13 protein-coding genes and 1 pseudogene are annotated in these 18268 nt (G+C 58.9%); 8 read left to right on the plus strand and 6 right to left on the minus strand.

Translation table 11 applies throughout. The features are described 5' to 3' along the window. Positions 1-28: 28 nt before the first annotated feature. A complete protein-coding gene (locus HGO40_RS01505; RefSeq protein WP_250961600.1) occupies positions 29-1546 on the minus strand; it encodes a sensor histidine kinase in 1518 nt (505 codons plus the stop codon). A 218-nt stretch (positions 1547-1764) separates the two neighbouring features. On the opposite strand from HGO40_RS01505, the gene HGO40_RS01510 reads away from it, so the two are divergent. Beyond that, complete coding sequence (locus HGO40_RS01510; RefSeq protein WP_186706455.1) at positions 1765-2499, plus strand: response regulator transcription factor; 735 nt, start codon at positions 1765-1767, stop codon at positions 2497-2499. Between the two features lie 120 nt (positions 2500-2619). On the opposite strand, the gene gabP is transcribed toward HGO40_RS01510, so the two are convergent. From gabP to dnaA, 5 genes are all read right to left on the minus strand, one after another. After that, positions 2620-4014 carry a GABA permease gene (gabP, locus tag HGO40_RS01515; protein WP_250961601.1) on the minus strand — a complete coding sequence of 465 codons (1395 nt, stop codon included), beginning with the start codon at positions 4012-4014 and terminating at the stop codon, positions 2620-2622. Positions 4015-4318: 304 nt separating this feature from the next. Then, a complete protein-coding gene (gene gyrB / locus HGO40_RS01520) occupies positions 4319-6736 on the minus strand; it encodes a DNA topoisomerase (ATP-hydrolyzing) subunit B (protein ID WP_250961602.1) in 2418 nt (805 codons plus the stop codon). Positions 6737-6741: 5 nt separating this feature from the next. Further along, positions 6742-7845: a DNA replication/repair protein RecF gene (gene recF, locus HGO40_RS01525; RefSeq protein ID WP_092167953.1), complete on the minus strand. Its 1104-nt coding sequence runs from the start codon at positions 7843-7845 to the stop codon at positions 6742-6744. Between the two features lie 14 nt (positions 7846-7859). After that, positions 7860-8963, minus strand: coding sequence for a DNA polymerase III subunit beta (dnaN, locus tag HGO40_RS01530; RefSeq protein ID WP_003196145.1), 1104 nt, complete (start codon positions 8961-8963; stop codon positions 7860-7862). 38 nt (positions 8964-9001) lie between these two features. Then, positions 9002-10528, minus strand: coding sequence for a chromosomal replication initiator protein DnaA (gene dnaA / locus HGO40_RS01535; RefSeq protein ID WP_250961603.1), 1527 nt, complete (start codon positions 10526-10528; stop codon positions 9002-9004). A 568-nt stretch (positions 10529-11096) separates the two neighbouring features. On the opposite strand from dnaA, the gene rpmH reads away from it, so the two are divergent. The 7 genes and pseudogenes from rpmH to rsmG all read left to right on the plus strand — a co-directional run bounded on the left by rpmH (position 11097) and on the right by rsmG (position 18254). Continuing rightward, positions 11097-11231: a 50S ribosomal protein L34 gene (gene rpmH, locus HGO40_RS01540; RefSeq protein WP_003213577.1), complete on the plus strand. Its 135-nt coding sequence runs from the start codon at positions 11097-11099 to the stop codon at positions 11229-11231. Between the two features lie 16 nt (positions 11232-11247). Continuing rightward, positions 11248-11649: a ribonuclease P protein component gene (gene rnpA / locus HGO40_RS01545; RefSeq protein ID WP_003207107.1), complete on the plus strand. Its 402-nt coding sequence runs from the start codon at positions 11248-11250 to the stop codon at positions 11647-11649. Then, positions 11642-11887 (plus strand): membrane protein insertion efficiency factor YidD, encoded by a 246-nt coding sequence (yidD, locus tag HGO40_RS01550; protein WP_010465488.1) that lies wholly within the window; start codon positions 11642-11644, stop codon positions 11885-11887. The genes rnpA and yidD overlap by 8 nt, the downstream gene beginning before the upstream one ends. A 2-nt stretch (positions 11888-11889) precedes the next feature. Then, on the plus strand, positions 11890-13572 hold the full coding sequence (gene yidC, locus HGO40_RS01555; RefSeq protein WP_250961604.1) for a membrane protein insertase YidC: 1683 nt from the start codon (positions 11890-11892) through the stop codon (positions 13570-13572). Between the two features lie 79 nt (positions 13573-13651). Beyond that, positions 13652-15022 (plus strand): annotated as a pseudogene (gene mnmE / locus HGO40_RS01560) (tRNA uridine-5-carboxymethylaminomethyl(34) synthesis GTPase MnmE). A 692-nt stretch (positions 15023-15714) separates the two neighbouring features. Then, positions 15715-17613, plus strand: coding sequence for a tRNA uridine-5-carboxymethylaminomethyl(34) synthesis enzyme MnmG (mnmG, locus tag HGO40_RS01565; RefSeq protein WP_250961605.1), 1899 nt, complete (start codon positions 15715-15717; stop codon positions 17611-17613). A 5-nt stretch (positions 17614-17618) separates the two neighbouring features. Beyond that, on the plus strand, positions 17619-18254 hold the full coding sequence (gene rsmG, locus HGO40_RS01570) for a 16S rRNA (guanine(527)-N(7))-methyltransferase RsmG (RefSeq protein WP_250961643.1): 636 nt from the start codon (positions 17619-17621) through the stop codon (positions 18252-18254). Positions 18255-18268: the final 14 nt, after the last annotated feature.

Below are 18268 nucleotides of genomic sequence, written 5' to 3' on the forward strand. Positions count from 1 at the left end.
TCGTAGGAGTTGCCGAAGGCTGCGATCTTTAATCTTCCAGCAACGGGAAGCGCAGGCTGAACGTCGTCCCCTTGCCCACTACGCTGTGGCACTCGATTTTCCCCTCGTGATGGTCCACCACCGCCTTGACCATCGATAATCCCAGGCCAATGCCCTCCACCCCTTGGGCCGACGAAAATCGTCGGTACTGGCTGAACAGGTCCGGCAGTTCTTCGGCGCTGATGCCTTTGCCCTGGTCGGCGACATTGCAGATCAACCAGCCCGACGCACAATGCACCTGCAGGGAAATGCAGGCGTCGGGCGGGCTGTATTTGATGGCATTTTCCAGCAGATTGAACAGCGTACGGGTCAGCAACGATTGATCCGCCCTCACCATCGCCTCTTCATCTTCCAGTTCATGAACCAACTGGATGCGCTTTGCCTGGGCGATGGGTAGCGCTTGGTCGAGCACATCCAGCACCAGCATCGCGAACAGCGTGGGCTGGAACTGATACGCCTCGGATTCCGCCTTGGCCAATTGCACGAAGCCCTCGGTCAGGTCCAGCGCGCGACGTACCTGGCGCTCGATCTGGTCGAACAACGGATGATCGCCGCCCGCCTGGTGCCGCTGCACATCGAGCAGCGCAAGGATTGCCGAGTGAGGCGCGCGCAAATCATGGGAGAGGAAACGCAGCATGACGCTACGCTGTTCTTCCGCCTCACGTTCGGCGCTCAGATCCGTGAGGCTCAGCAACCAGCCAATCGGCGCATCGCCATCAACCGGGAACAGTGCCGCCCGTTCCAGGCGCAAGCTGCGCTCGCGAATATCGCGAAACTCCACCAAGGGCAGTGTGGATAACCGGTGATGCGCCCCATGCTCCAACCCGGGATAACCCAATTGCGCGAGATGCTCGAGCACATCCCCGCCCGCCAGGCCATGGCCGAACAGCTCACGGGCCTTGCGATTACCGAGCAGCAACTTGCCTTGAGGATCGCTGATCATGGTCGCCACGGGCAGGTATTCCAGGCCGTCGGCGATGAAGCGCCGGGTGTCGCGGGTTCGGCTCATGGCTTGTTCCAGGGCCATGATCTGCCCCTGCAAACGATCGCTGCCGGTGTATGAAGTACGACGACGTTCCGGAAAAACCTTGGGCTCCGCGTCCAGACGCGCCAGCTCCCAGCCGAAATAGGCCAGCACCACACTCAGGCGTCGCCAATTCCAAATCAAGTAGCCGAACATGATGCCCAGCACACTGGCCATGGGCGACCACCACCAACCCTGCGCGCCCAGTACGGCGCTGATCAGCAAGGCCAGGCTCATGCCGCCCACGGTTGTCCACAAGGCCAGGCGCGGGCGCAGCAGCAACAACCCCAATACGCCCCCCACCCGGCATACCGACAACAACGCAGCACCTGAATGGTCGCCCGTTGATTGGCTGCTCAATGACAGCAAGGCCGACAACGGCAACAGCAGCAGACTTATCCACAACCACTCCCGCACCAACTGGCGGAACCACCGCTGGACCTGGGTGGGCTCACGACTCTCACGGCGACGCTGGTTACTCATAGGCCTCCTGGCCGAACTCAAGAACTGGGGATCTCTTCACAGGTCTGTATCAAGCCCACGACTATAACGAACTCGATGGGTGGCGCGCTGCTGCCTTTCCCTGCGGGCGGCGAGCCGGTATTGTCGCAGCCAGCGACAGGTCAATGGATCAGCCCCTGGCGGCCTTTCATTCCCACCTGAAGATGTCCGTTATTTTCGAGATCAAGGAATCGCATTCCATGCGTGTCGCCATACTGGACGATGAACCGGCCGAGTTGCGCCGGGTAGAGCAGACCTTGCAACAAATCCCCGGCAGGAACGAGCCAGCCTGGACGCTGCACAGCTTTGAGCGAGGCGAAGACCTGTTGCGGCAATTGCGCCGGGAAACCTTCGACTTGTTGATCCTCGACTGGCAACTGCCCGACCTCAGCGGGCTCTCGCTACTGCGCTGGACCCGCGAACACATGGATTCGCCACCGGCCGCCATCATGCTGACCAGCCGCGACGGCGAACACGACATCGTCCAGGCCCTCAACGCCGGTGCCGACGACTACGTGAGCAAACCCTTCAGGCCCAACGAGCTCAAGGCCCGGGTCACCGCTGTGCTGCGCCGTCATAACCTGCAACGCGCGCCCGCCAGCGACGTGCTGGTGTTCAATGACCTGGCATTCGACGACGCCGAACTGACCATCACCCGCGCCGGCATTCCCATCAGCCTGACCGAACGGGAATACCGCCTGGCCCGGTGCCTGTTCGCCAACCTGGGCCGGCCGCTGTCCCGGGAATATTTCTACGAACGCTTCTGGACCCATGAGGAAATGACCTCGTCCCGCCCGCTCGACACCCACATCTACCGTCTGCGCAACAAGCTCGGGCTGACGGCGGATCGGGGTTGGCAGTTGCTGACGATTTATGGGTATGGGTATCGGTTGGAGAGTGTGGCAGCGGGGAGTGAGGCGTCTGTCGCAAGTTAAAAAAGGTCAGTTGGATACCTCTGTGGCGAGGGAGCTTGCTCCCGCTGGGCTGCGCAGCCGCCCCTTTTTTGTGCGTGCTCCGGCCTCAAGCGGGAGCAATCTCCCTCGCCGCAATGGATATCAGCTGACCGTCCGCACCAAGCCCCCAGCCTTTGCGATCCGGCGGCGCTGTATCAGCAATCCGGACACGACCACCAGCATGCTGAGCAGCCCCGTCGCCAGGATCTCCACACGGTGGGCTTCCTGGAACAGCATGATGGTCAAGGCCCCGACGATGAAGAGAATCACCGCGTAGGTCAGGCCAGGGAACAGCCACATGCTGAAGGCGATTTTTTCACCACGGGCTATACGTTGCTTGCGCATACGCAGCTGCGAAACCGCGATGACCAGGTACACCAGCAACGCAATGGCACCCGAACTGGCCAGCAGGAATTCAAAGACCGCCGCCGGTGCCACGTAGTTGGCAAACACCGCGAGGAAGGCCGCACCGGTCGACAGCATCACCGCCCAATAAGGTGTACCGCTCTTGTTAGTGCGCTGGGAAACGGCCGGCGCATCACCGCGCTTGCCTAACGAGAACATCATCCGGGAGGCCGTGTACAGCGCCGAATTCAAGCAACTGGTGACCGCCACCAACACCACGATATCGACGATCAGCTTGGCATTGGGAATGCCCATGCGTTCCAGCACCGTCTGGTAGGAGCCGACGCTGGCCAGGAGCGGGTCGTTCCAGGGCACCAGGGCCACGACGATGAAGATGGAGACGAGGTAGAACAAACCAATCCGCCAGATCACCGAGTTGGTCGCCTTGGAAATCTGCTGGCCTGGGTTCTTCGATTCGGCCGCGGCGATGGTCACGATCTCGGTGCCCATGAACGAAAACATGGTGGTCAGGATCGCCCCCAGCACCGCGCCCATACCGTTGGGCAGGAAGCCCTGGGTGTCGATCAGGTGCGAAACGCCGCTGACCTGGCTAGTGGGCAGCCAGCCGAATATTGCCATCACTCCCAGCCCGATGAAGCCGATGATTGCCAGCACCTTGACCAAGGCGAACCAGAATTCGAACTCGCCGTAATTCTTCACGCTGAACAGGTTGGTGACCGTCAACAGCAGGGTAATGACCAGCGTGAAGGCCCAGATTGCAATGTCCGGGAACCACGCATGAAGAATCGTTGCGGCAGCGTTGGCCTCCAGCGGAATCACCAGGACCCAGAACCACCAGTAAAGCCAGCCGATGGTGAAACCGGCCCAGTGCCCAATCGCTCGGTCCGCATACGTCGAGAAGGAGCCGGTGTCCGGCGAGGCTACTGCCATTTCGCCGAGCATCCGCATCACCAGCACCACCAAGGCACCTGCGGCAGCGTAGGCCAGCAGCACCGCGGGACCGGCCGCAGCGATCGCGTGACCGGAGCCGACGAACAGGCCGGCACCAATCACACCGGCGATGGAAAGCATCGTCACATGACGGGGCTTGAGCCCTTGCGTCAGATTATCGGAAGTTTGCGTACCACTCATTGAGACAACCCTTGGCATTTGGATTTATTCGTACCACCTCGATCCCATCGTTTCCTGTAAATTTAAAAAAACGATGTGTAAGTTATTAAACACGCAAGTTTTACGCCAGAAAACCTGAGGCCCCCGGTAACCGGGGCTCTTCACAGATTCCTAACCCATTGAGAATGAAGGCTTTATGCCAGGTTGTTACCCAGCTACCCTGTTTGTGACCGATGGGTCTTAAGGACGCGGACATTTTTCAAGCGTAAAAAAAAGCCAACGCATGTGCGTTGGCTTTTTGTTGGAGCGGAGCGCTGCAGAAGAATCAGAAATCCAGGTTGGATACCGCCAGCGCGTTGCTCTCGATGAAGTCACGACGAGGCTCGACCGCATCACCCATCAAGGTGTTGAAGATCTGGTCCGCGCCAATGGCGTCTTCGATGGTGACTTTCAGCATCCGGCGCGAGCCCGGGTCCATGGTGGTTTCCCACAGCTGATCCGGGTTCATCTCACCCAGACCTTTGTATCGTTGGATGGTGTGGCGCTTGGTGCTTTCGGCCATCAGCCATTCAAGGGCTTCCTTGAACTCGGTCACGGCTTTCTTGCGTTCGCCACGTTGGATGTAGGCACCTTCGTCCAGCAGCGTGCTCAGTTGCGCGCCGAGGGATACCACGGTCTTGTAGTCGTTGCTGCCGAAGAAGTCGCGGTTGAAGGTGACGTAGTTCGACAGGCCGTGGGAGATCAGTTCGACCTCCGGCAGCCAGACGTTACGCTCACGGTCTTCACGCAGGCTGGCTTTGTAGACCAGGCCGGATTTCTCGACAGTGCGCAGGCGTACTTCGTACTGGGCCAGCCAATCCTGCATTGCTGCGTGATCGGACAGTTGCTCCAGGCTCACGGCTGGCAGGTAGATGAAGTGCTCGGTCAGTTCCTGTGGGTACAGGCGCGACAGGCGCTTGAGGGTCTTCATCACCAGGCGGAAGTCGTTGACCAGGCGCTCAAGGGCTTCGCCGGAAATGCCTGGGGCATCTTCGTTCAGGTGCAGGCTCGCGTCTTCCAGGGCCGACTGCGTCATGTACTCTTCCATGGCGTCGTCGTCTTTGATGTATTGCTCTTGCTTGCCTTTCTTGACCTTATACAGCGGCGGCTGGGCGATGTAGATGTAGCCGCGCTCGATCAGCTCGGGCAACTGACGGAAGAAGAACGTCAGCAGCAGGGTACGGATGTGCGAACCGTCGACGTCAGCATCGGTCATGATGATGATGTTGTGATAGCGCAGCTTGTCGATGTTGTACTCTTCGCGGCCGATGCCACAGCCCAACGCGGTGATCAAGGTGCCGACTTCCTGGGAGGAAATCATCTTGTCGAAGCGCGCCTTCTCCACGTTGAGGATCTTGCCCTTGAGCGGCAGGATGGCCTGGGTGCGGCGGTTGCGGCCCTGCTTGGCGGAACCGCCAGCAGAGTCACCTTCCACGAGGTACAGTTCGGACAGGGCAGGGTCCTTTTCCTGGCAGTCAGCCAGTTTGCCCGGCAGGCCGGCGATGTCCAGCGCACCTTTACGGCGGGTCATCTCACGGGCCTTGCGCGCGGCTTCACGAGCACGGGCGGCGGCGATCATCTTGCCGACCACCAGCTTGGCTTCGTTCGGGTTCTCCAGCAGGAAGTCGGAGAAGTACTTGCCCATCTCCTGTTCAACTGCGGTCTTCACTTCGGAAGACACCAGCTTGTCCTTGGTCTGGGAACTGAACTTCGGATCCGGCACCTTCACCGAAATGATCGCGGTCAGGCCTTCACGGGCATCGTCACCGGTGGTGGCGACTTTATGCTTCTTCGCCAGGCCTTCCTGTTCGATGTAGTTGTTCAGGTTACGGGTCAGTGCCGAACGGAAGCCCACCAGGTGGGTACCGCCGTCACGCTGGGGAATGTTGTTGGTGAAGCACAACAGATTCTCGTTGAAGCTGTCGTTCCACTGCAGGGCGATTTCCACGCCGATGCCGTCTTCACGCTGGACGTTGAAGTGGAACACCTGGTTGACCGCAGTCTTGTTGGTGTTCAGGTATTCAACGAACGCACGCAGGCCACCTTCGTACTTGAACAGTTCTTCCTTGCCGCTGCGCTCGTCCTTGAGGACGATGCCGACACCGGAGTTGAGGAAGGACAGTTCACGAATCCGCTTGGCCAGGATGTCCCAGCTGAAGTGGATGTTCTTGAAGGTTTCGCTCGAGGCCTTGAAATGGATCTGGGTGCCCGTGGACTCGCTGTCGCCAACGATCGCCATCGGTGCCTGGGGCACGCCGTGGACATAGGTCTGTTCCCAGATCTTGCCGCTACGGCGAACCGTAAGAACAAGCTGTTCGGACAGTGCGTTCACTACCGATACACCTACGCCGTGCAGACCGCCGGAGACCTTGTAGGAGTTGTCGTCGAACTTACCGCCTGCGTGGAGGACGGTCATGATGACCTCGGCGGCGGAAACGCCTTCCTCTTTGTGCACGTCTACCGGGATGCCACGGCCGTTGTCGCGAACGGTGATGGACTCATCCGGGTGGATGATGATGCTGATGTCGTCGCAATGGCCGGCGAGGGCTTCGTCGATGGAGTTGTCGACCACCTCGAACACCATGTGGTGCAGACCGCTGCCATCGTCGGTGTCACCAATGTACATACCGGGACGTTTGCGTACGGCATCCAGGCCTTTCAGCACTTTAATGCTCGTTGAGTCGTACGTATTTTCTTCGCTCAATGCCTTCACTCCCGATGGTCGTGGGTCTGGGTGATACGGCCCTGTTCCACGTGGAACAGGGCGACTGGCGTTTCCGTCTGCCAGCCTTCCCTCAATAATTCGTGGTCTACACAGGTAATGAACACCTGGCAGCGTAAGTCTTCCAGCAAGCGGCACAGGGCGCGACGGTGGGCTTCGTCCAGCTCGGACGGCAAGTCATCCACCAGATAAATACACTGACCGCGACGGGCCTGGCTAACCAGATGCCCCTGGGCGATACGCAAGGCACACACCACCAACTTCTGCTGCCCCCGGGACAAGATGTCCGCGGCATTGTGTGCGCCCAATCTGAGGCGCAAGTCAGCGCGTTGTGGTCCAGCCTGGGTATGGCCCATCTGCTGGTCTCGTTGCAGCGAGCCAGCCAGCACGGTGCTCAGTTCCCGGTCCTTGTCCCAGCCTCGGTAATAGCTGAGCGTCAGGCCCTCAAGCTCAACCAGTTCGCTCAAGGTCTGCTCGAAGACCGGTTTCAAGGCTTTGATGTAAGCGCGGCGGTATTCATCGATTTCAGCGCTGGCCTGGCACAGTTCCCTGTCCCAAACCGCTTGCGAAACGGCGTCAAGTGTACCATGCCGCAGCCAAGAGTTTCGCTGGCGCAGCGCCTTCTGCAAGCGTTGCCACGTCGACATGAAACGCGGTTCCACGTGGAACACGCCCCAATCGAGAAACTGCCGGCGAATCTTCGGTGCGCCTTCCAGCAGACGGAAGCTGTCCGGGTTGATCAGCTGCAACGGCAGGATCTCGGCCAGCTGCGCCGCACTGCGAGCGTTCTGCCCATCGATGCGGATCTGAAACTCGCCTTGCCGATCTCGCGATATCCCCAGGGCGCTGTGGCCGCCTTCCGCCAGCTCCACCTGGCCAAACACCGTGCACGCCAACTGATCGTACTGGATGACCGGTAACAGGCGGGTGCTGCGAAACGAACGAGCAAGCCCGAGCAGGTGCACGGCTTCCAGGACGCTGGTTTTGCCGCTGCCGTTGGCGCCGTAAAGGATATTGATGCGGGGGGAAGGGGAGAAGGTCACCGGGTGCAGATTGCGCACCGCGGTGACCGAGACGCGACTTAAGGACATCTAGCTGATTCTGATTACAGACGCATCGGCATGACAACGTAAGCCGAGTCGTCGTTGTCGGACTCTTGCACCAGCGCACTGCTGTTGGAGTCGGACAGGATCAGACGCACTTGCTCGGTGGTCATCACGCCCAGTACGTCCAGCAGATAGCTGACGTTGAAGCCGATTTCCAGAGAGCCGCCGTTGTACTCAACGCCTACTTCTTCTTCCGCTTCTTCCTGCTCCGGGTTGTTCGCCTGGATCTTCAGCTGACCATTGGCCAGTTGCAGACGAATGCCGCGGTACTTCTCGTTGGACAAGATCGCGGTACGGCTGAAGGCTTCGCGCAGCGCTTGGCGATCGCCCAGCACCAGCTTGTCGCCGCCTTTTGGCAGCACACGTTCGTAGTCCGGGAACTTGCCGTCCACCAGTTTCGACGTGAAGGTGAACTCGCCCGTGGTGGCGCGGATGTGGTGCTGGCCCAGCACGATGCTGACATTGCCGTCCGGCTCGGTCAGCAGGCGGGCCAGCTCCAGGATACCTTTACGCGGCACGATCACCTGGTGGCGATCCGGCTGACCGATATCGGCCTGCATCGAGCACATCGCCAGGCGGTGCCCGTCGGTGGCAACAGCGCGGATAACGCCAGCCGACACTTCCAGCAGCATGCCGTTGAGGTAATAACGCACGTCCTGCTGGGCCATGGCGAAACTGGTGCGTTCGATCAAGCGACGCAGTTTGCTCTGGTCCAGGCTGCAAGTCAGCGAACCCGGGCCTTCTTCAACGGTCGGGAAATCGTTGGCTGGCAGTGTGGACAAGGTGAAGCGGCTGCGACCGGCCTTGACCACGAGCTTCTGCTCATCGACCTTGATGTCGATCAGCGCGTCGTTGGGCAGGCTCTTGCAGATGTCCATCAGCTTGCGCGCCGGCACGGTGATGGAACCCGGATCCGCCGGTTCCTCAAGTTGCACACGACCGACCAGCTCGACTTCCAGGTCGGTACCGGTCAGCGACAATTGCTGGCCTTCGACAACCAGCAGCACGTTGGAAAGTACCGGCAAGGTCTGGCGGCGTTCGACGACGCCTGCGACCAGTTGCAGGGGTTTCAACAGGGCTTCGCGTTGAATGGTGAAATGCATGGTCTAGTCCCTTGCCTTAAAAGCTGCGCTGGTGGTCATCAAGTGGTCAGTGTACGCAGCAGGTTCTTGTAGTCCTCGCGGATGTCCGCGTCGGATTCCTTAAGTTCGTTGATCTTGCGGCAGGCGTGCAACACGGTGGTGTGGTCGCGTCCGCCAAACACATCGCCGATTTCCGGCAGGCTGTGGTTGGGCAGTTCCTTGGACAGGGCCATGGCCACCTGGCGTGGACGTGCCACCGAACGCGAACGGCGTTTGGACAGCAGGTCGGAGATCTTGAGTTTGTAGTATTCGTCAACCGTTCGCTGAATGTTATCCACAGAAACCAATTTGTCCTGGAGCGCTAGCAGGTCCTTCAAGGATTCGCGAATCAGCTCGATGGTGATATCGCGGCCCATGAAGTGCGAGTGAGCGATCACCCGCTTGAGGGCACCTTCGAGTTCACGCACGTTCGAGCGAATACGCTGGGCAATGAAGAAGGCGGCGTCATGAGGCAGCTCGACCTTGGCCTGGTCGGCTTTCTTCATCAGGATCGCGACCCGGGTTTCCAGTTCCGGCGGCTCGACGGCCACCGTCAGGCCCCAGCCGAAACGCGACTTGAGGCGTTCCTCGAGGCCCTCGATCTCTTTCGGGTAGCGGTCACTGGTGAGAATGACCTGCTGCCCGCCTTCAAGCAATGCGTTGAAGGTGTGGAAAAACTCCTCCTGGGAACGTTCCTTGCGGGCGAAGAACTGAATGTCATCGATCAGCAAGGCATCCACCGAACGGTAGAAACGCTTGAATTCATTGATGGCGTTCAGTTGCAGCGCCTTGACCATGTCGGCCACGAAACGCTCGGAATGCAGGTACACGACCTTGGCATTCGGGTTCTTCTTTAATAAGTGGTTGCCCACGGCGTGCATCAAGTGGGTCTTACCCAAGCCTACGCCGCCATACAGGAAGAGCGGGTTGTAGCCGTGCTTGGGGTTATCCGCCACCTGCCAGGCCGCCGCGCGGGCCAGCTGGTTGGATTTACCTTCGACGAAGTTCTCGAAGGTAAAGGTCCGGTTCAGGTAGCTGGTGTGCTTGAGCGCGCCTTCGACCTGGACGGTGCGCTGTTCGGCCCGCACCGGTGCCTGCTGGGAGCTGGCGCCGGCCATAGGGTCGAAGCTGTCCCGGGAAGGCTCTTCGCTGACTTCGGCAACCTTTTGTGTATTGCGCTTGCTCGAGGCAGGCGCGGGCGCCGGGGCGGCATGGTTGTTGACCGGTGCCGGCGCAGCCTGCTGGGCCTGTGACGCGGCGGCAGCCAGCGGCGCATTGGGCGCGGCGCGGGGTGCCGAGCTGCGTTTGCTGCCTATTAATAAGGACAACGCAGGCGCCATGCCATTGCCATGCTCGTCGAGCAGTTCCATGACCCGGCCCAGGTACTTTTCGTTGACCCAGTCGAGAACGAAACGGTTCGGTGCATAGACACGCAACTCGTCGCCTTCGGCTTCGACCTGTAGTGGACGGATCCAAGTGTTGAATTGTTGGGCAGGCAGCTCATCGCGCAAAAGCTCCACGCACTGCTGCCAAAGTTCCACTGACACGGATATCCCCTAAGTTGAAAGCCGGTGAGGCAAAAACAAGCGGCCATTGTAGCGAGCAGACGTGCACTTATCCACACGCAGCTTGCTCATCGGCCATGATTTATCAGTACGTTAACCGAGAGAAAGACGACCAGCGGTCGGTGGATAAGCTCTGTGGATAACCGCGCCTGAGGTCGTTGCACAACTGGGGGCGAAACTCGGTGGATAACCGCCCTGTGGATAACCAGGCATTTCACCCACAGCTTATCCGACAGCGCAGCACAGGCTGGCCACTGCTTTCCCGTGTAGTTGTCATTCTCTGTACATGGCGGATTACAAGGCCTTGGCATGGTTATCCACAGACAAGTGGCGGCCTAGCTTTTATAAGCTTTACAGAAAAGCTTTAAATAATTCCCTTCTTTATATCTATATCTAGCGCTCGGTGATGAATCCGCGAAAAACGCCTGGATATCTATTTAAAGGAAACGCTGGTTGGAAATTGACCTAGAGGCTTGCTTTCTCTAGAATCCCCGGTCTCTTAAAACGGGGGCCATTCCGGCCCGTTGTGGACGAACCAGGTAACACGACAATGAAACGTACTTTCCAACCAAGCACTATCAAACGCGCTCGTACCCACGGTTTCCGTGCTCGCATGGCTACCAAGAACGGTCGTGCCGTCCTGTCGCGTCGTCGCGCCAAAGGTCGTGCGCGTCTGGCAGTTTGATAATCCGGCACTGGAGGTGAGTCAGGACTTCAGTCGGGAAAAGCGTCTGCTTACCCCCCGGCATTTCAAGGCAGTCTTTGACTCCCCTACCGGCAAGGTTCCGGGGAAAAATCTCCTGCTCCTTGCGCGCAGTAACGATCTCGATCACCCCCGACTAGGGCTGGTCATCGGGAAAAAGAGCGTCAAGCTCTCCGTTCAGCGCAATCGCCTCAAACGTCTGATGCGCGAATCGTTTCGCCTGAACCAGGATTCACTGGTCGGATGGGACATCGTTATCGTCGCGCGCAAAGGTTTGGGTGACGTAGAAAACCCCGAATTGATTCAGCATTTCGGCAAGCTCTGGAAGCGTCTGGCGCGCAACAAGCCAGTACCAGCAGTCAACACCGAAACTGTAGGGGTAGACAGTCCCGATGCGTAAACTGGCACTCGTTCCGATCCAGTTTTATCGCTATGCCATTAGTCCTTTGATGGCCAGTCACTGTCGTTTCTACCCCAGTTGTTCCTGCTACGCGTACGAAGCCATAGAAAATCATGGCCTCCTGCGCGGTGGCTGGCTGACCTTTCGTCGTTTAGGTCGCTGTCATCCGTGGAATCCCGGCGGTTATGACCCGGTTCCGCCTATCCCTACCTCCCGTTCTTCTTCGATGGCCGAGTAATCATGGATATCAAACGCACGATCCTGATCGTCGCCCTGGCAATCGTGTCCTACGTCATGGTCCTTAAATGGAACCAGGACTATGGCCAGGCTGCCCTGCCGACTCAGAATGTTGCAGCCAGCAATACCGCACCGAGCCTGCCGGATGCTCCAGTTGGCAACAACGCTGCCAGCAATGACGACATCCCACGCGCGGCAAGCGATACCAGCGCTCCTGCCGAAGCCCCGGTGGCCGTAAGCAAAGATCTCATCCAGATCAAGACGGACGTGCTCGAGCTGGCAATCGATCCACAAGGTGGTGACGTCGCCCAGCTGAAGCTGCCGCTGTACCCACGTCGCCAGGATCATCCGGAAATCCCGTTCCAGTTGTTCGACAACGGTAACGAGCGCACCTATCTGGCCCAAAGTGGCCTGATCGGTACCAACGGTCCGGATTCGAACCCGGCCGGTCGCCCGATCTACTCTGCCGAGAAGAAGACTTATCAACTGGCTGATGGCCAGGACCAACTGGTCGTGGACCTGAAGTTCAGCAAGGATGGCGTCAACTACACCAAGCGTTTCACTGTGAAACGTGGCATGTACGACGTAACCGTCTCTTACCTGATCGACAACCAGAGCGCCCAGCCTTGGTCCGGTGCGATGTTCGCGCAACTCAAGCGTGACGCCAGCGACGATCCTTCTTCCAGCACCGCCACCGGCACCGCGACTTACCTGGGCGCAGCCCTGTGGACAAGTTCGGAACCGTACAAAAAAGTGTCCATGAAGGACATGGACAAGGCTCAGCTGAAGGAAACCGTCCAAGGTGGCTGGGTTGCCTGGCTGCAGCACTATTTTGTAACAGCCTGGATCCCGCAGAAAGGCGACAGCAACGTCGTCCAGACGCGTAAAGACAGCAAAGGCAACTTCATCATCGGTTACACCGGCCCGACATTGTCTGCCGCGCCCGGTGCAAAAGCCGAAACCAGTGCCGTCCTGTACGCCGGTCCAAAAAGCCAGGCCGTGCTGAAAGAGTTGTCCCCAGGCCTGGAACTGACCGTTGACTATGGCTTCCTGTGGTTCATTGCCCAGCCTATCTTCTGGCTGCTGCAACATATCCACAGCCTTGTCGGCAACTGGGGTTGGTCGATCATTTTCCTGACCATGCTGATCAAGGGGATCTTCTTCCCGTTGTCGGCCGCCAGCTACAAGTCGATGGCGCGCATGCGTGCAGTGGCACCGAAACTGGCCGCCCTGAAAGAACAACATGGCGATGACCGGCAGAAAATGTCCCAGGCCATGATGGAGCTGTACAAGAAAGAGAAGATCAACCCGCTGGGTGGTTGCTTGCCGATTCTTGTCCAGATGCCCGTGTTCCTTGCACTTTACTGGGTTCTGCTGGAAAGCGTGGAGATGCGCCAGGCGCCGTTCATGCTGTGGATTACCGACCTGTCGATCAAGGATCCGTTCTTCATCCTGCCGATCATCATGGGCGCGACCATGTTCATCCAGCAGCAGCTGAACCCAACGCCTCCGGATCCGATGCAGGCGAAGGTCATGAAAATGATGCCAATCATCTTCACCTTCTTCTTCCTGTGGTTCCCGGCGGGTCTTGTGCTGTACTGGGTTGTGAACAACGTGTTGTCCATCACTCAGCAGTGGTACATCACGCGTAAGATCGAAGCGGCGACGAAAAAAGCCGAGGCGTAACTTGCTCTGTGGATAACCACACAAAACGCCCCCTAGTGGGGCGTTTTGCTATCTGCCACTTTTGTCTGGATACCGGTTTATGAGCGCACCGCGTGAAACCATCGCTGCCGTCGCCACCGCCCAAGGTCGCGGTGGTGTCGGCATCGTCCGTATTTCCGGGCCGTTGGCCAGTGTCGCGGCCAAGGCCATCAGCGGCCGTGAGCTCAAGCCGCGGTTCGCCCATTACGGCCCGTTTTTCAGTGATGACCAACAGGTGCTCGACGAAGGACTGGCCTTGTATTTCCCGGGGCCGAATTCGTTCACGGGCGAAGACGTGTTGGAACTGCAAGGGCATGGCGGCCCTATCGTGCTGGACATGCTGCTCAAGCGTTGCCTTGAACTGGGCTGCCGCCTGGCCCGGCCGGGGGAATTCAGTGAACGCGCCTTTCTCAACGACAAGCTCGACCTGGCCCAGGCCGAGGCGATTGCCGATTAGATCGAAGCCAGTTCCGCACAGGCCGCCCGCAACGCCTTGCGTTCCTTACAGGGGGCGTTTTCCCAGCGTGTGCATAACCTCACCGAACAATTGATCGGCCTGCGGATCTACGTCGAAGCCGCCATCGACTTTCCGGAGGAGGAAATCGACTTCCTCGCCGATGGCCACGTGCTGAGCATGCTCGATAAGGTGCGCGATGAGTTATCCACAGTACTGCGCGAAGCCGGGCAGGGTGCCTTGTTGCGCGATGGCATGACCGTGGTGATCGCTGGACGACCGAATGCCGGCAAATCCAGCCTGTTGAATGCCCTGGCCGGTCGCGAGGCGGCTATTGTCACCGAGATCGCCGGCACCACCCGGGACATCCTCCGTGAACATATCCACATCGACGGCATGCCGCTGCACGTGGTGGATACCGCCGGTTTGCGCGACACCGAGGACCAGGTGGAAAAAATCGGCGTTGAACGGGCACTCAAGGCCATTGGCGAAGCCGATCGGGTATTGCTGGTGGTGGATGCCACCGCACCGGAAGCGGACGATCCCTTTGCCTTGTGGCCGGAGTTCCTGGAGGTGCGCCCGGATCCGGCGAAAGTCACCCTGATTCGCAACAAAGCCGATTTGACCGGGGAAGCGATTGCCCTCGACGTCAGTGATGACGGGCACGTGACCATCAGCCTGAGCGCGAAGTCTGCAGGTGAAGGCCTGGAGCTGCTGCGCGAGCATCTCAAGGCCTGCATGGGCTATGAACAGACCTCGGAAAGCAGCTTCAGCGCTCGCCGGCGGCACCTTGAAGCGTTGCGCCATGCCAGCGCGGCCCTCGAACACGGTCGCGCGCAGCTGACCTTGGCAGGGGCAGGGGAGTTGTTGGCTGAAGATTTGCGCCAGGCGCAACAGTCCCTGGGGGAAATTACCGGCGCCTTCAGCTCCGATGACTTGCTGGGACGAATCTTTTCCAGCTTCTGCATCGGTAAATAACCCTACCGGACTGACGACGAACCCGTGGCGAGGGAGCTTGCTCCCGCTGGGTCGCGAAGCGGCCCCAAAAGCTGTCGAATGCGGATTATCTGATACACCGCACCCGCCGGTTTACGACTGCTTCGCAGGCGAGCGGGAGCAAGCTCCCTCGCCACAGGCCTATCGAGCGCAACACAAACCCGCTACCTCCTCTCTTTTTTTGAACGGATTGCCCTTAATGGCGGCTTGCCTGTGGGCGCTTCGGCGACCCCTTGTCGGCTGTTTTCTGTGGATTAAGCCCTGTGAATAACTGCCATTGAGGTCGGTTGATAAACCGCCTTCAAAACTGAAGATAACCGCCTCTGTGGATAACCACCTCATTCATCCACAGGCTTACACCGGTTATCCAAGCCCCTCAGTGGCACATGACCACAGGGTTTTGAATCTCTGTACACATTGAAAATAAAGGCCTATAGGACGTTATCCACAGATATTGGACTCAGTAAGAATAAACATAAAAACAAAGATTTTATAAATTTCTTTCTTTTTTATTTTTTTAACCGCGAGTTCTCCACAGCTGGTTAAATTTTGTGCAAAGGGTTCTTTAGAAAGGGCGAAGTCCCTATACTTGCCGACCTGGTTCGAAAAACGCCCAGGGCCAGACTCAAAACCTAATTCCGAATTACCTGAATAAAGCAGGCACGAGGTGCGTGGTGGATTTCCCTTCCCGTTTTGAAGTGATCGTCATCGGCGGCGGTCATGCCGGTACCGAGGCAGCACTTGCATCAGCGCGCATGGGGGCAAAAACCCTGTTGCTGACGCATAACGTGGAAACCCTCGGCGCCATGAGCTGCAACCCTGCCATTGGCGGGATCGGCAAAAGCCACCTGGTCAAGGAGATCGATGCCCTTGGGGGCGCGATGGCCATGGCCACCGATAAGGGTGGTATCCAGTTTCGCGTATTGAACAGCCGCAAAGGCCCGGCCGTGCGCGCCACTCGCGCCCAGGCCGACCGAGTCCTCTACAAGGCCGCTGTCCGCGAAATCCTGGAAAACCAGCCGAACCTGTGGATATTTCAACAAGCGGCCGATGACCTGATCGTCGAGCAGGACCGGGTACGTGGTGTCGTCACACAGATGGGCCTGCGTTTCTTCGCCGATTGCGTGGTGTTGACCACCGGGACCTTCCTCGGCGGACTTATCCACATCGGTTTGCAGAATTTTTCCGGCGGTCGCGCCGGTGATCCGCCATCGATCGCTCTGGCTCACCGTCTGCGTGAGTTGCCATTGCGTGTCGGGCGCCTGAAAACCGGTACGCCACCTCGCATCGATGGCAAGTCCGTGGATTTCTCGGTGATGACCGAGCAGCCTGGCGATACGCCGATCCCGGTGATGTCGTTCATGGGCAACAAGGAACAGCATCCACGGCAAGTCAGTTGCTGGATCACCCATACCAACGCCCGCACCCACGAAATCATCGCGGCGAACCTCGATCGATCGCCGATGTACTCCGCTGCCGGTGAAATCGAAGGTGTCGGCCCGCGCTATTGCCCGTCGATCGAAGACAAGATCCATCGCTTTGCCGACAAGGAAAGCCATCAGGTGTTCATCGAACCGGAAGGCTTGACCACCCATGAGCTGTATCCGAACGGGATATCCACAAGCCTGCCGTTCGACGTGCAGTTGCAGATCGTGCAATCGATCCGTGGCATGGAGAACGCGCACATCGTGCGTCCGGGTTATGCGATCGAGTACGACTACTTCGATCCGCGCGACCTGAAGTACAGCCTGGAAACCAAAGTTATCGGCGGTTTGTTCTTTGCCGGGCAGATCAACGGCACCACCGGTTACGAAGAAGCGGGGGCCCAGGGTTTGCTCGCCGGCGCCAACGCCGCACTGCTCGCCAAGGGCAAAGAAGCCTGGTGCCCGCGCCGCGATGAGGCGTACATCGGTGTGCTGGTGGACGACCTGATTACCTTGGGTACCCAGGAACCGTATCGGATGTTCACCTCCCGCGCGGAATATCGCCTGATCCTGCGGGAAGACAACGCCGACCTGCGCCTGACCGAGAAAGGTCGCGAACTGGGGTTGGTGGATGACGCGCGCTGGGCCGCGTTCTGCCAGAAACGCGAAAGTATCGAGCTGGAAGAGCAGCGCCTGAAAAGCACCTGGGTGCGTCCCGGTACCGAGCAGGGCGATGCCATCGCGGCGAAATTCGGCACGCCGCTGACCCACGAATACAATTTGCTCAATCTCTTGAGCCGCCCGGAAATCGATTACGCCGGGCTGGTGGAAGTGACCGGCCAGGGCGCGGAAGATCCACAGGTCGCCGAGCAGGTCGAGATCAAGACCAAATACGCCGGTTACATCGACCTCCAGCAGGACGAAATCGCCCGTCTGCGCGCCAGTGAAGACACCAGGCTTCCTGTGGATATCGATTACACCGGCATTTCCGGGTTGTCGAAAGAAATTCGGGGCAAGCTCGGTGCGTCCCGTCCAGAGACCCTGGGCCAGGCTTCGCGCATTCCCGGCGTCACGCCGGCGGCGATTTCGCTGTTGATGATTCATTTGAAAAAACGCGGCGCGGGCCGCCAGTTGGAGCAAAGCGCTTGAGTTCGATGGGCACCTCGCAACACGCTGAAGAGTTATCCACAGGTGCCCGTCAGCTCGGTATCAGCCTGACCGAGGCCCAGCACGCCCAATTGCTGGGCTATCTGGCGCTGTTGATCAAGTGGAACAAGGCCTACAACCTGACCGCCGTGCGCGATCCGGATGAAATGGTCTCGCGGCATCTGCTCGACAGTCTCAGTGTCATGGCCTTCATCGAAAACGGTCGCTGGCTGGATGTTGGCAGCGGCGGTGGCATGCCGGGGATCCCGCTGGCCATCCTGTTTCCCGACTCGCAAGTGACCTGTTTGGACAGCAATGGCAAGAAAACCCGCTTCCTGACCCAGGTCAAACTCGAACTCAAACTGGATAACCTGCAAGTTATCCACAGCCGCGTCGAAGCGTTCCAGCCTGCCGAGCCGTTCAACGGGATCATCTCCCGGGCGTTCAGCAGCATGGAGAACTTCAGCAACTGGACTCGCCACCTGGGCGATACCAATACGCGCTGGCTGGCAATGAAGGGCGTTCATCCGGCCGATGAGCTGGTAGCATTGCCGGCAGACTTCCACCTCGATAGCGAACACGCCTTGGCCGTACCCGGTTGCCAAGGCCAACGCCATCTGCTGATACTGCGCCGCACGGCATGATTGGGAACACAAGC

The organism is Pseudomonas sp. CG7, assembly GCF_023701885.1.
GTDB classification, from domain to species: domain Bacteria; phylum Pseudomonadota; class Gammaproteobacteria; order Pseudomonadales; family Pseudomonadaceae; genus Aquipseudomonas; species Aquipseudomonas zanjanensis.

What these genes read in the sequence shown, in the direction of transcription:
- HGO40_RS01505 (WP_250961600.1), bottom strand. Translation starts at nt 1,546, where the DNA reads ATGAGTAACCAGCGTCGCCGTGAGAGTCGTGAGCCCACCCAGGTCCAG.
- HGO40_RS01510 (WP_186706455.1), top strand. Translation starts at nt 1,765, where the DNA reads ATGCGTGTCGCCATACTGGACGATGAACCGGCCGAGTTGCGCCGGGTA.
- gabP (WP_250961601.1), bottom strand. Translation starts at nt 4,014, where the DNA reads ATGAGTGGTACGCAAACTTCCGATAATCTGACGCAAGGGCTCAAGCCC.
- recF (WP_092167953.1), bottom strand. Translation starts at nt 7,845, where the DNA reads ATGTCCTTAAGTCGCGTCTCGGTCACCGCGGTGCGCAATCTGCACCCG.
- dnaN (WP_003196145.1), bottom strand. Translation starts at nt 8,963, where the DNA reads ATGCATTTCACCATTCAACGCGAAGCCCTGTTGAAACCCCTGCAACTG.
- rpmH (WP_003213577.1), top strand. Translation starts at nt 11,097, where the DNA reads ATGAAACGTACTTTCCAACCAAGCACTATCAAACGCGCTCGTACCCAC.
- yidD (WP_010465488.1), top strand. Translation starts at nt 11,642, where the DNA reads ATGCGTAAACTGGCACTCGTTCCGATCCAGTTTTATCGCTATGCCATT.
- yidC (WP_250961604.1), top strand. Translation starts at nt 11,890, where the DNA reads ATGGATATCAAACGCACGATCCTGATCGTCGCCCTGGCAATCGTGTCC.
- rsmG (WP_250961643.1), top strand. Translation starts at nt 17,619, where the DNA reads ATGGGCACCTCGCAACACGCTGAAGAGTTATCCACAGGTGCCCGTCAG.